Source organism: Enterobacter asburiae (assembly GCF_008080435.1).
Lineage (GTDB): Bacteria > Pseudomonadota > Gammaproteobacteria > Enterobacterales > Enterobacteriaceae > Enterobacter > Enterobacter asburiae_C.
Window position 1 is genome coordinate 342,764 of record NZ_VRKN01000001.1, and the last position, 12,784, is coordinate 355,547.

Genomic DNA, 12,784 nt, shown 5'->3' on the forward strand with positions numbered 1-12,784 from the left:
GCCTTACACATTCCGGTTGTCGTTTAGCGTCAGACTCTGCTTAAGCGCGCTCCAGCGCACCTCGTCCTCTTCGGTGAATGCTCTGAGTGCCGAGAGGGTAAAAATCATCAATACCGGTTTGCCCGGCGTCTCAACGGCCAGCTGTTTTTGCCACAAGCGCTGTCCATTACGGTCAAAGGTGGTCTCAACTTCCAGCCCGTTAATTTTTCCGTCAGGCCCGGCTTTTACGTTCCGGAATTCACTCTGGGCAATTTCACCCATCTGAGGGCGCAGCACATCCCACTGGCGGTGGAACTCTTGTTCGTAGTCGCTGCCATCCGGGATAACGCCGCGACTGACCACCACGGACAGCCCGCTTTCGTCATCGCGAATAATGTTCATGCTGTTATCCTGCCAGGCAGCAGGAAAAAGGGAAAACGAACCTTCCTGGAGGGTGTATTTCATAAGTGAACTCGGGATGATTAATATTGAGAGAAACAAGAAGGCCTATCCATGTAGGCCTTTTGGCTGGCTTTTTTATTTAAGCCACTGACCTGACTGTTCGACTAAAACATGGTTACCTTTGCTGACAACTAATTTCACGGGTGCATAATATTGATTAGTTGACCGTTGCAAAATGCATCGGATTGAATCTGGCAGCCCATTGCTGAATATCAGCATGAATAACCTGGCTATTATCAGATGACTGGTAATGGATAACGTCAGACTCCGGAACTACCCAGGCTGCAAAGATTTTGCCGTCAGGATTGATAACCAGTGCGGATGCGTTATCCTGGTAGAGATCCTTTAGCCAGCCTTCAACAAACAATCCGCCACCTATGGTGGTATGCGGTTCACCAAAGACATCAAAGTTATCAATAAAGGTCTGGTAATGATTTCCCAGCGTCTTCCTGAGATTGTCTGTCACTTCGCTGTCGTTAACGATGCGACTGACCGTATCGAGGTTATTGTATTGCGATAATTCAAGCGCCGACGACGTTTCAACAACGCCTGTCAATAAAGCCGTGAACAATACGACTGCCAAATATTTCTTGGTCATAAATCACTCTGAAGAACCATTTTCGTAATTCATTGTTATTTTCACAACCTTACTGTCTTTAACCTCAAAAGAGAGCAATTTCTTACCCAATTCATAGGAAACCCACTGCTCCCCGGAATCATTTTCAACCTGGCCACTACCATAAGCGTTATTAAGTTCATTTATTGTTGAACCAATATGGATCCCGCGGGCTGTTTTGCCATCCGCAGCAGTTAGCGTAATCTGCGACACAATATAATCATCAACACTTCTCTCGGCTTTATCCCACCAAAGATTGGAACTGAATATTTCTAAACCAGCCTTTTGATGCTGGAAGAATTTATAATTTGTTCCGTCAAAAGGAACTTCCCCGACAAAATGGCCGTCAATTGGCAACTCAACTTTACGTGCCACGTCATTAGTCCATCTGTCGCCCAATGCGACAGACTGTTTGTTTATTTGTACAGAAAAATCGGGATTTGCTAAAAGATTATGTGATGAATTTTCAACTTCTTTATTGATTTGAGCAGTCGCGGCATAACTGTTCAAGCTGCAGAGCACCAGAACCGAACATAAAACACTCAGAATTTTCTTACTCATAAGTTGATCCATTACTTAAACTTTGGAATATCATATGATAGGTTTGCCCCAGGGAAATTATCAAACATTTTCTTCATGTTTGATGTTTGGGCTACAGCCCAGTTGACATCAGTTGCATACTGATGTGTTCCTGGCGAAGCTGGGTTCCATCGCATCTTATAAAGATTGTTTTGGGCATAATCCGCATTATTAATATATTTTTCGGAAATCCATTTCGCACCACCATCTATCGCTTTTTCTGGCGAAGTCCATCCCATTTTATATGCGTAATTGGAACCTGTTTTAACGGCATTGCCATCTAGAGCGCCAATACCGTACATGTTATAAACTTTTACACCGTTCACCTCGACACCTTTTGCCAGTTCACTCGCTCCGTTACCTGTTTCGAGAGCGGAATGCGAGGCCAGGTAAACTTCACTGACATTGTATTTCTTTGCTGCATCAAGATATGTTTTTTCTTGACCTTCAAGTACGCCTTTCCCTTTCAGGAAGGAAGCCATATCACTTTCAGAAACACCTGATGAAGATGAGAGATCAAGGAACTGATATTTATCAGTTCCAGTATTGTAGTTATCCGGGTTTGCATATTTCTTAATATCATCCTCAGAGGCGTTAACAAAACCGCGTCGCGTCCACTTTTGAGGTTTAGCCTTTAAATTCTTTTGCTTATCCACCATGTCCTGCAACGAATAATCATATTCACTGGTTTTGTCTGTGCCAGTCGATGCAGCTGAATTGTTTTGCGCAGGTGCCGCTTTACCTGCGCCTCCGGCAACTCCCGCACCAGCAGATTTTTTAGCCTGATCCGGAGAGAAATACACCTGCACCGCCGCATCAATATCCCCTTTATGCCCCGCCCCCGGTGCCGTTGTGCCCGGCTTGGTTCCCGAGGTATTCAGGTGCAGCTTACCGCCCGTGGTGATATAACCATCCCCTTCCACGAAGAAGTTAAACTCTTTGCCGATCAGGTTAATCTTGCCGTTAGCATTCAGCTCAATGGCGCTTTCACCAGAGACCAGCCGCAGCTTCGTCCCGGAAGCGATGACATACTGTTCCACCGCCGCATCCAGCTTGCCTTTCCCCGTCAGGATTTCGGTACCACCTTTCACGGCCTGGGTTTGGTTCGCTTCCACGCGATGCAGTTCATTTTTCTTCACGTAATGGCTGCGCTCGCCGCCGACGCTGTGCGTTTCATCATTTTTAACGCTGGTGTCCATGTTCCGCTCGGCCTGGATCCACACCTGCTCTGCGCCCGCCTTGTCCTCAAAGCGCAGGGCGTTGGCGTTGTCGACGGAACCGTCTTTCGTGCGGCTCATAAAGCCCATCTGCGTCGCCGCAGCAGGCAGCGCCCACGGCGGCATGCTCGCTTCGTTGTACACGCGCCCGGTAATAATCGGACGGTCCGGATCGCCGTTGATAAAGTCCACCACCACCTCGTCGCCCACGCGCGGGATCTGCACCCCGCCGTAGCCCTGCCCGGCCCAGGCGCTCGACACGCGCACCCAGCACGAGCTGGTGTCATCGCCCTTCGCCAGGCGGTCCCAGTGGAACTTCACCTTCACCCGGCCATATTTGTCCGTCCAGATACTCTCCCCCTGCGGCCCCACCACTTTCGCGGTCTGCGGGCCGTAGGTGCGCGGCCACGCGGTGGTCTGTGCCGGACGGTACACCACCGCCGACGGGATCACCGTGAAATCGGTGCGGTGAATGGTCTCCCCCTCGCCGCTGGCGTAGCGGTTCTCTTCGAGGTGGTAACCCGCTGCCGTCACCAGATACTCCCCGTTGTCGCTGAAGAACGGCGCGTTGGTTAACGTGAAGGTGTGCCCCGGCGCAATCCCCGCCGCCGTCGCGGTGGCCTGAATCTGCTGATGCTCAACCTGCCAGCGCTCCTGACGAATACGGGCATAGAACTCCCCGTGCCCTTTATCCACAAAGCGCCCCGGCCAGTCGTATACGTCGATGCTCCCCGGCTTCGGCGACGCCGGGTTCTGCTGGGCCTGGAACAGCCACGCGTTCGGCTTGCGGAAGTCATAGTCGTCGAGGCTGTAAATCCCCGGCGTCACGCTGTCCTCCAGCGCCCACTGGCTGATGCCCTCCTCATCCGTACTGCCGCCGGACGGCGTCTGGTGGTAAGGAATGACCTCATAGCCGCTGAACGGCTGATGCTGCGTCGCGGCGTCGGTGAGCACCAGGGTGTGTTTGTCCGCCTCATGGCGGAAGTGATACGCAATCCCCTCCAGCTCCATCAGGCGGCTGATGAAGTCCAGGCTCGACTCCTGATACTGCACGCAGTAGTCCCACACCCGGTAGCTGCCGGTGAGTTTATCCTCAACGTTGACCTGATGCTCACCCAGCAGGGTTTTCACAATCTGCGGTACCGTCTGCCCCTGGAAGATACGCAGGTTACGGTCGCGCTTCATCGGCCACAGGTCGGGCTCCACCGTCAGCTGGTACACCGCATAGCGGGTGCCCGTCAGCTCAACGGCGCTGACCGCCACGCGGGTAATCTTGCCGTTAACATAGCGGGAGGTCAGCAGGTTCTGCGTCGGGATGGTCACCGTGACCGGCTGGCCCAGCAGCTTGCTGCGGTCAATGCGCGCGTCCGTGCCGAGCACGGTCAGCGTCAGCGCGAACGACTCGGACATCGCCTCGCGGCCCGTCAGTTTCCAGAACAGAAGCCCCTCCACCGGGAGCTGAACGGTAATTCGGTTGAGCATAATCTTTATTCCATCTAGCTTATGCGATTCAGAAAAGAGGTTCGCATCTGTGACTGAGCGTAATTCTAAGGGTTCACCAACCAGGTGCCCGGCTTGGTGATATCCAGCGTCTGGCCACGCGTTCTTCCGTTGCCCTGCAGTTCAATCTTCACCTCACCGGCTGGCAGCTTGAGCGATGCATAGCCGTTTGTCGCCGGACGCAGCGCTTTTGGCTCGCCGTTTACTTTCAGCGTTTCACCGTCGAGGATGCGGATATAGACCAACGCAACAGGGCTCTCGACAGGCGGTGGAGTCTGTTGCGCCGTCGCCTGCTCGTTAACCTTCGCCGTTTCTGGCTTCACGTCTGGCGTGTTCGCGGCGGTTTCAGTCGGACGCGTCTCTGCCGGTGCCTGTGCGGTTTGCTCAGGTGCATCATTACCGCCGCTGAACAGCATCGCCCCGGCGACAACGCCCACCAGCACGCCTGCGGCAACCATGCCCGGGATCTTGTAGCGACGCCAGTCGAGTAGCGAAGCCGGTTTTTCTTCCTCCACCGGTACCAGCATCGTGCCAGGCTTTTTCGCCGTCAGCACATCGTTGATACCGGCGACCGGCATCTCTATCAGCGCAGCGAACTCGTCGATTGACTGCGGACGGTCCTCCATGTGCAGCGCCAGCGCGCGGTCGATGGCCTGCAGCAGCGGAATGGAATAGCCCTGCGGCATGATTTCCACCAGCGGTTTGCAGGTATCCTGAATAGAGCGCACCACGCTGACCGGCGGCGGAGACCCCACAATCAGGGTACGCAGCACGGCGCCGAGGGCGTAAATATCCGTCCACGGACCCTGCTCGCTTTCGTTGTCATCGGTGTACTGCTCAATCGGCGCAAAGCCCGGGCGCAGCATGGTTTCCGTTTCGTCGGACAGGTTACCGATGGTGCGGCGCGCCGAGCCGAAATCGAGCAGCACCGGCAGGCCGTTATCCTGGATCTGAATGTTATCCAGAGAGATGTCGCGGTGCAGGTAGCCTTCGTCGTGGATGGTCTTGATCGCACCAAACAGCATCGGCAGCGTGCGGCGGATCCAGGCTTCGTTGATCAGCTCCGGTTTTTCTTCGCGCAGGCGTGAAAGCGTGGTGCCGCTGTAAAACAGCGTCCCCATGTAGGCTGTGTCGTTTTGCACCCAGAAGCGCAGGACGTGCAGCAGGTTCGGGTGGTTAAAGCGCGCCAGCAGACGGGCTTCCTGAATGAAGCTGTTCAGGCCCGCGGAAAACGCCTTGCCAAAGCGCTCGCTGCGCAGCACCAGGGTCATGTCGTCGCCGCGTACGGCGAGCGAGGAAGGCATAAATTCTTTGATAGCGATAGTGCGTTCGAGCTGGTGATCCCACGCGCGATAGACGATGCCAAAACCGCCGCCGCCGATCACCTCTTTGATTTCAAACTCGTTGAAGCGGTACCCGACCGGGAGCGCGTTTGGGACAGTCCGATTGTTATCATTATCCGTCATCTTTTACAGTTCTCTTGATGATTATTACGCGGCAAACTGACAGTGAAACTCGCCCTGCTCGCAGGTGACGTGCAGACGTCGGTACTGCTCGTCGCTGCGGCTGGCGGTAAGTAAGATCTGACTCATCTGAGGCAGTAAGGTGTTGGTCAGAATAGCGTCCACCATGCGGCCACCGGACTCCACCTCGGTACAACGCTGAACAATCTGTTCCACCACGCTGTCGTCAAACTCAGAAATAATGCTGTGATTCTCTTCCAGACGACGCTGAATGCGCTTGAGCTGCAGGCGAACAATCTGCCCCAGCATCTCGTCGCTGAGCGGGTAGTACGGCACCACCAGCAGACGGCCCAGCAGTGCCGGTGGGAATACCTCCAGCAGCGGCTGGCGCAGGGCGCCGCTCAGGGCGTCCGGCTCCGGCATCAGCTCCGGATCGGCACACATGGCGCTAATCAGCTCGGTGCCAACGTTAGAGGTGAGAATAATTATGGTGTTACGGAAATCAATGTGGCGCCCCTCGCCGTCTTCCATCCAGCCTTTATCAAAGACCTGGAAGAAGATTTCGTGGACGTCCGGGTGCGCTTTTTCAATTTCGTCCAGCAGCACCACGCTATACGGGCGGCGGCGCACGGCCTCGGTTAACACGCCGCCTTCACCATACCCTACGTACCCCGGAGGCGCACCTTTTAAGGTGGAAACGGTATGCGCTTCCTGGAACTCACTCATGTTGATGGTGATAACGTTCTGCTCGCCACCGTACAGGGATTCGGCGAGCGCCAGCGCCGTTTCGGTTTTACCGACGCCGGACGGGCCGCACAGCATAAAGACACCCACCGGTTTGTTGGGATCGTCGAGCTTCGCCCGCGAGGTTTTCACACGGCGGGCAATGAGATCCAGACCGTGACGCTGGCCGATAACGCGCTGGTTCAGCGTGTCGGCGAGGTTGAGCACCGCGTCGATCTCGTTTTTCACCATCCGGCCCAGCGGGATCCCGGTCCAGTCAGAGACCACCGCGGCAACCACGTTTTCATCCACCGCCGCAAACAGCAGCGGTTCATCACTCTGTAAGGCGTTCAGTGCCTGCTGCTGCTCCACCAGCTGGCTACGCAGCACAGCGGTATCTTCATCTCCCGCCGCGAACAGTGCGGCGCGCAGGCGGATAATCTCCTGCACCAGGCTGCGTTCTTCTTCCCAGCGCTGGGCCAGGGCTTCGCGTTTTGTTTCATACGCATCGCGTTCGGCGAGTAAAGCCGTCACGCGATGGGCGTCACCGGCACCGACGCGCGCTTCACGTTCAGCTATCTCAATTTCCACGTCCAGCGCGGCAAGGTGGCGCAGGCAGTCTTCCAGCTGCGCAGGGGGCGCGCTCTGGCTGACCGCGACGCGGGCGCAGGCGGTATCGAGCAGCGCAACGGCTTTATCCGGCAGCTGACGCGCCGGGATGTAGCGATGGGACAGCTTTACCGCCGCGCTGACCGCTTCGTCGAGCAGCAGCACCTGGTGGTGCGTCTCCAGCGGCGACACGGTGCTGCGCAGCATCAGAATGGCTTTTGCTTCGTCCGGCTCGTGAACCTGCACCGTCTGGAAACGACGGGTCAGCGCCGGATCTTTCTCGATGTACTTTTTATATTCCGCCCAGGTAGTGGCCCCGATGGTGCGCAGCTGACCGCGCGCCAGCGCGGGCTTCAGCAGGTTCGCCGCATCGCCGGTGCCCTGCTGGCCGCCCGCGCCAATCAGGGTGTGGATCTCATCGATAAACAGAATGATCGGCGTGGCGCTGGACTGCACTTCATTGATTAACGCCTGCAGCCGGGCTTCGAACTCGCCTTTCATGCCCGCGCCTGCCTGCAGCATGCCGATATCCAGCAGCCACAGCTGAATATTTTGCAGCGGCTCCGGCACGTCGCCGTCGGCGATACGCAGTGCCAGCCCTTCCACCACCGCCGTTTTGCCGACCCCGGCTTCCCCGGTCAACAGCGGGTTGTTCTGGCGACGGCGCATCAGAATATCCACCATCTGGCGGATCTCCTCGTCGCGCCCGACCACCGGGTCAATCTTCCCATCGCGGGCACGCGCGGTCAGGTCCTGGCCGTACTGGGCCAGCGTCCCCTGCGCCGCCGGTACCGCACCCGCCGGTGCGTCGACGGCGGCAGCGGCCTGCTGCGTCTCTTTGCTGTTGGCACAGATGGCATCGAACTGCTCAATCAGCACCTCGACGTTAAGGCGGGTGAACTGCGCCGAGATGCTTTTCAGCACATTGGCCAGATTCCAGGTTTTAAGCATGCCGATCAGCAAATGGCCGCCGCGAATACGGCTAACGCCAAACTTCAGCGAGCCAAAGACCCAGGCGCGCTCTACGGCGCTGTCGATATGTTCAGAGAGATCGGAAACTGAACTGGCACCACGCGGAAGGACATCCAGCGCCGCAACGATATCGCGCGTCAGCTGCTGTTCATCGAGGGCAAAGTGGCGGATGATCTGCTGCAGATCGCCATCCTGCTGCTGCATCAGCTGATGCAGCCAGTGCACCAGCTCAACATACGGGTTGCCGCGCAGCTTGCAGAACGCAGTCGCGCTTTCCAGAGAGGTAAATAGCAGCGTATCCAGTTTGCCGAAAAGCACGGCACGGCTTATTTCTGACATGTTCGGTTCCGTTGATAACAATGCGTTAGAAAAATTATCGCTCTGCGCGATACACCAGATCGCCACGCGGGACAGGCTGCGACTGAAGACCCAGCCAGGTGTTATAGCCTAATCGCCCGGCGCTGCCGAGCGTGGTGCCCTGCACCGCGTCTTCACGCAGGATCACCCGTGTTTCCCATTCAAACTCCACCCCGGCGTACTGACGTACCCAGTCGCGCAGCTCGGTGACCCACGCTTCACCCGGCAGAAAACGGTTGTACTCCTCCGCGCTCAGCGGGCCAATCTCGATGCGAAACTTATGCTGCACGTCTCGCACCGCAACGCCGAGAAAAGCGGACTCACCCATGCGCGGCATGCGCCGTCCTGCGCCAAGCTGCGCCTGCTCGCGCGTGGAGAGCGGCATCCACTGCGGCACGTTGCTGACCAGTTTGACCGGCGCATTAAAATAGTTGCGCAGGATCTTCTCCAGCCCCTCCGGATCCCGCCCGTGACGGGTCAGATGTCCGGCGTGGGTAAAGCGGGCATGCGAACTCAGGCTGCCTTTGTTCATCTGCCCCGGCTGCCCCATGCCAATCAGCGACGCCAGGTAGCCCTCAAAGCGCCTGTTATCGGCGCGATCCAGAGAGACAGCCGGTTGCGCATCCGCCCAGGCGCGGTAAAACAGCAGCGCAAGGCGGTGATGGAACAGATCGGCAAACGCGCTGAGGCTGGTGTCCTGATGATGATAAATACGCTCGCGGGCGTATTCGGTCATGTGGACCGGCAGCGGGCCGTTCGGGCCAAACAGGCCGAAGCTGAGGATAGAGACCTCATGCAGCCCGCTCTCTTCCCGCTGACGGACCTGGGCCAGCGTCGACGGTGCAAAACTCATCGACGGCTGCTGGCCGATGCGCAGCGGCTCAAATTTCGGCAGCGGCGCACGCCCCAGCGGGTAGCGCTCGCCGCCCTGGGCATCAATGCGCCTTAACAGCTGAAACAGATCGTAGCGCCAGGGGGTCTCACGGACCCCGCGCCAGAACGCATCCGGCAGCCGGGTCAGGCGATGCACGCGCAGCGGTGCAGTGGCAGCGTCACTCATATCAGCGCCCTTTTACCCATGCGCGGCGCCCAGTAGCCAATCTCGCCGCGCTGCTGACTTTTCAGGGTGAACTCCGTAAAGCTGTTGATGGACACCAGACGGGCAAAGAGACGCTCCATCACGCTGCCAAAGAGCCACGGACTGGCGCCGGAAAAGGCTCGCTCATCTACCGTCAGAGTAATACCGATCCCGCGGGCGAAAACGACCGGGCCGGGTTCAGGCACGCGGCGGTGAACCGGCTCCAGCACGCAGTGGCGTACCCCCTCCACCTGACGCGCAACGGGCGTTTCTGCCAGGTTGGCGTACAGCCCTAACAGCTGGCGTAGCGCGGCCGCACCCTCTTCGTTTTCGCTGTCCATCAGGCTGAGGTAGTTCATCTGCAGCTGGCTGATGAGCCGCCAGGTGCTGAACCCTTCTGCCAGCGCCGGACGCGGCGGCGTCGGCCCTTTACGCAGGGTGAGTGATTTCACCGGCATGGAATCGGCCATAATGAACTGCCCGAGCTCCTGTTGCAGCATCAGCGGCAGATCGCGGCTGGTGCAGAGCACCTCGGCAGAGATATAGCGCAGGTTTTCCTGCCAGGGGGCATGCTGTTCATCCACCAGCGAGACGAAGACCTCCGAGCCGATATAGCCGGTTCGGGTACCGTAGCGCAGGGCGTGCTCGGAAAGCACGCGCTGTTCACGACGCAGGGAAAAATAGGCCCCGTAATTGCCCGCGTCGCCGCTCCAGGTGCTCCAGAATGGACGAAACGTCTGGTCATCACGCTGACCATCCGCGCTGCCATAGATTTTTTTAACCGCGTAAATTTCATAATCCAGCGGACGAATGTTATCGACCACCAGATGGTATTCATGCTGGCCTTCATTCAGCTTCTGACGCGCCGCGACCTTTGGGAACAGGTTGATGACCGGCGTACAGTGCAGCGCCAGATGGCTGGCATCGACCACGCGCTCCAGCTGTTCATCCGACTTATCCAGCAAAATAAAGATGTCGAAGGCTTTTTCGCCTTCACAGCGCTGGATAAGCGTGCTCAGACCGCTCAGGCTAATGAAGCGGAAACGGGCCGGAAACGCGAAATACTCCTGCAGCAGTCGATAGCCGTCAAAGTTACGCAGATCGTCCGGAAGCAGCGCCTGGTCAGGCTCAAAGCCCTCCTGGCGCAGCGCATCCGACGCCAGCAGCTGTCGCTGCGGCTGCGGGCTGACCGTCTGACAGACGATCCCGGCGTGGTGCTCCATCACCAGTTCCAGCAGCTTCAGTGCTTCAATGTCCGGACCGCCGAGGAAAAACTCCAGGCGGTCGAAATCCAGGTGCCCAAGGTTTTGCGGGCCGTCGCAGGCGATGCGGATCCGTAAAGCGCTGTTGATCCCCCGCTGGCTCAACCCCAGCTGCGCCAGCGGCAGGTCAGCAGGCACGCCGCCCAGCTCGACCTTGTCGATTTTCAGCGGGAGCAGGTTGACCTCGTGCGCCGTGGTATAGCTGCAGGTCACGCCGGTTTTTTTCAGCGCCAGGCTATCCATCATGGTACCGCGCGGCACAATGAAGCCCTTGCTCAGGTCGCCCCGGCTGCTGTCGGGCTCAATCTCAGCGATCGCCATCGACGGCGTGGGCGCGAGATAGTTAGGCGCAATCATCTCCAGCAGACGCTGGGAGAAGCGCGGAAACTCCGCGTCCATTTTCATCTGCACGCGGGAGGTCAGGAAGGCGAAGCCCTCCATCAGACGTTCGGTATACGGGTCCGCCACTTCGATGCCGCGCATGCCCAGCCGTCCGGCGACCTTAGGATAGCGTTCGGCAAACTCGGCCCCCATTTCGCGCAGGTAGGCCAGCTCACGGTTGTAGTATTCGAGCAGTTTACTTTCCATGATTACCCCGCATCTTTCAGTTCAAAATGGCCGTTTTCCAGATCGACATCGGTACGAAACAGAAACTCCAGCGGGTACGGCACACACCACAGACGCCCTTTGATCTCGATGGAGAGCACGTTGTGCAGATCCAGCGAGGAGGTATCCGACACGCAGCGGACCTGCAGCCCCTGCGGCAAAATGCGCGGCTCAAAATTGATGATGGCCTCGGTGAGCTTGCGCTGGATATCGTGCCATTCGATATCCGACATTCTTTTCCCGGCCAGCGGCGCGACGCCGAAGTTGACCACCGAGCGGTTCACGTGCGGCAAGGCGCTCAAATCGCCGGAGGCATCGTGGTTGATGGTGTTAAACAGCCACTGCAGATCCCGCAGGACATTGCGTCGCAGGGCGGCGTGGGTGATCAGATTGCTGTTGGCCGACTCGCGTTTTTTTTCCGGGTCGTTATCGGTGAGACGATCCAGCAGCGAGGGCTGCATTTTGTCACGCGCCCCCACCTTCTCCTGCTTGCTGCGGGCTTGCCAGCCGCTGCGCAGCAGATCGCCTTCGCCAGCGGGATTACTCATCAGCTCCATCCGTCGCAAACGTCACGAGGCTTAACGACAGCAGCGGGCTTTCGCTTTGCTCGCTCAGCCAGGCTTTCTGGCCCATCCCTTCGTAAAGGGTGCCGTCTTCGTCGAGCGGCTGCCATTCCGTGGTGCGGCCAAGTTTGACCGCATCAGTAGCTTCGGCAGCAAAAGGATAACGCGCCGGGATCTGACACACCTGCTCCGTACCATCGGTCAGGCGCACCAGCGCGTGACGCCAGACCAGATCGGTCACGCTGGCGGGAGCCTGGAAACGGATCTCCGCGATAGCGCTAAACGGCAGCCAGAAATAGCGGCCGTTGACGATGGTTTCGCAGACCGGGCCGAGACGGGCATCGCCATCCATCAGCCAGTCAAAGGCCTGCGTCTCCTCGTTTTCGAGGGCGATGCGGCCTGGGTTTACCTGAGCCTGTTCAAGGGCTTCCAGACGCAGCGCCCGGGCGCGCTCGCCCTCCTCGCTCAGCGCCGCGGCAAGGGTAGTCAGCCACGGCCACTGGGTTTCAGGCATGGCCGGACGCGCCTGTCCCGCCATCACCTTCGCGCGTTGCAGCTCACCCTGAATGGATTGCTCCAGCAGCGTGACGGTGGGCTTCGCCTGAGGCTTGAGCGCCAGCCAGCTTTTCAGCTGGGTCAGTGCACGCGTCCAGTTGCCGCTGAGGGTTAAAAACTGCACGAACGCAGCGCGGAGATCGGCATCCGCCGGACGGGCTTTGATTTCAGCTTCAAGCCGCGCCAGCGCATCGTTGAGCGACTCGCCCGCCAGGTGTTGATAGAGCGTATTCATAGCCATTC

General features: G+C 58.0%; 10 protein-coding genes. All 10 read right to left on the reverse strand.

Features of this window, described 5'->3' with window-relative positions:
• Nucleotides 1–3: 3 nt before the first annotated feature.
• The 10 genes from FU672_RS01590 to FU672_RS01635 all read right to left on the reverse strand — a co-directional run bounded on the left by FU672_RS01590 (nucleotide 4) and on the right by FU672_RS01635 (nucleotide 12,776).
• The gene (locus FU672_RS01590) at nucleotides 4–444 is read right to left on the reverse strand and encodes a DcrB-related protein (protein WP_148241887.1); all 441 of its coding nucleotides are present in this window, start codon (nucleotides 442–444) and stop codon (nucleotides 4–6) included.
• Nucleotides 445–598: 154 nt separating this feature from the next.
• Entirely contained in the window at nucleotides 599–1,039 is a 441-nt protein-coding gene (locus tag FU672_RS01595) for an Ivy family c-type lysozyme inhibitor (RefSeq protein WP_262348990.1), read from the reverse strand.
• Nucleotides 1,040–1,042: 3 nt separating this feature from the next.
• Entirely contained in the window at nucleotides 1,043–1,618 is a 576-nt protein-coding gene (locus FU672_RS01600) for a hypothetical protein (RefSeq protein WP_262348991.1), read from the reverse strand.
• Between the two features lie 11 nt (nucleotides 1,619–1,629).
• Nucleotides 1,630–4,335, reverse strand: coding sequence for a type VI secretion system tip protein TssI/VgrG (tssI, locus tag FU672_RS01605; RefSeq protein WP_148241888.1), 2,706 nt, complete (start codon nucleotides 4,333–4,335; stop codon nucleotides 1,630–1,632).
• Between the two features lie 65 nt (nucleotides 4,336–4,400).
• Nucleotides 4,401–5,819 carry a serine/threonine protein kinase gene (locus tag FU672_RS01610; protein WP_148241889.1) on the reverse strand — a complete coding sequence of 473 codons (1,419 nt, stop codon included), beginning with the start codon at nucleotides 5,817–5,819 and terminating at the stop codon, nucleotides 4,401–4,403.
• Between the two features lie 24 nt (nucleotides 5,820–5,843).
• Nucleotides 5,844–8,459 carry a type VI secretion system ATPase TssH gene (gene tssH / locus FU672_RS01615; RefSeq protein ID WP_148241890.1) on the reverse strand — a complete coding sequence of 872 codons (2,616 nt, stop codon included), beginning with the start codon at nucleotides 8,457–8,459 and terminating at the stop codon, nucleotides 5,844–5,846.
• Between the two features lie 34 nt (nucleotides 8,460–8,493).
• Nucleotides 8,494–9,537, reverse strand: coding sequence for a type VI secretion system baseplate subunit TssG (gene tssG, locus FU672_RS01620; protein WP_148241891.1), 1,044 nt, complete (start codon nucleotides 9,535–9,537; stop codon nucleotides 8,494–8,496).
• Nucleotides 9,534–11,405 carry a type VI secretion system baseplate subunit TssF gene (gene tssF / locus FU672_RS01625; RefSeq protein WP_148241892.1) on the reverse strand — a complete coding sequence of 624 codons (1,872 nt, stop codon included), beginning with the start codon at nucleotides 11,403–11,405 and terminating at the stop codon, nucleotides 9,534–9,536. Before tssF ends, tssG begins: the two co-directional genes overlap by 4 nt.
• A 2-nt stretch (nucleotides 11,406–11,407) precedes the next feature.
• Entirely contained in the window at nucleotides 11,408–11,971 is a 564-nt protein-coding gene (tssE, locus tag FU672_RS01630; protein WP_010432861.1) for a type VI secretion system baseplate subunit TssE, read from the reverse strand.
• Complete coding sequence (locus tag FU672_RS01635; RefSeq protein ID WP_148241893.1) at nucleotides 11,964–12,776, reverse strand: type VI secretion system accessory protein TagJ; 813 nt, start codon at nucleotides 12,774–12,776, stop codon at nucleotides 11,964–11,966. The genes tssE and FU672_RS01635 overlap by 8 nt, the downstream gene beginning before the upstream one ends.
• Nucleotides 12,777–12,784 lie beyond the last annotated feature (8 nt).

Excerpts from the sequence above, each read along its gene's own strand:
- FU672_RS01635 (WP_148241893.1), bottom strand. The coding sequence starts at position 12,776 with ATGAATACGCTCTATCAACACCTGGCGGGCGAGTCGCTCAACGATGCG.
- tssI (WP_148241888.1), bottom strand. The coding sequence starts at position 4,335 with ATGCTCAACCGAATTACCGTTCAGCTCCCGGTGGAGGGGCTTCTGTTC.
- tssG (WP_148241891.1), bottom strand. The coding sequence starts at position 9,537 with ATGAGTGACGCTGCCACTGCACCGCTGCGCGTGCATCGCCTGACCCGG.
- tssF (WP_148241892.1), bottom strand. The coding sequence starts at position 11,405 with ATGGAAAGTAAACTGCTCGAATACTACAACCGTGAGCTGGCCTACCTG.
- FU672_RS01610 (WP_148241889.1), bottom strand. The coding sequence starts at position 5,819 with ATGACGGATAATGATAACAATCGGACTGTCCCAAACGCGCTCCCGGTC.
- FU672_RS01600 (WP_262348991.1), bottom strand. The coding sequence starts at position 1,618 with ATGAGTAAGAAAATTCTGAGTGTTTTATGTTCGGTTCTGGTGCTCTGC.
- tssH (WP_148241890.1), bottom strand. The coding sequence starts at position 8,459 with ATGTCAGAAATAAGCCGTGCCGTGCTTTTCGGCAAACTGGATACGCTG.
- tssE (WP_010432861.1), bottom strand. The coding sequence starts at position 11,971 with ATGAGTAATCCCGCTGGCGAAGGCGATCTGCTGCGCAGCGGCTGGCAA.
- FU672_RS01590 (WP_148241887.1), bottom strand. The coding sequence starts at position 444 with ATGAAATACACCCTCCAGGAAGGTTCGTTTTCCCTTTTTCCTGCTGCC.
- FU672_RS01595 (WP_262348990.1), bottom strand. The coding sequence starts at position 1,039 with ATGACCAAGAAATATTTGGCAGTCGTATTGTTCACGGCTTTATTGACA.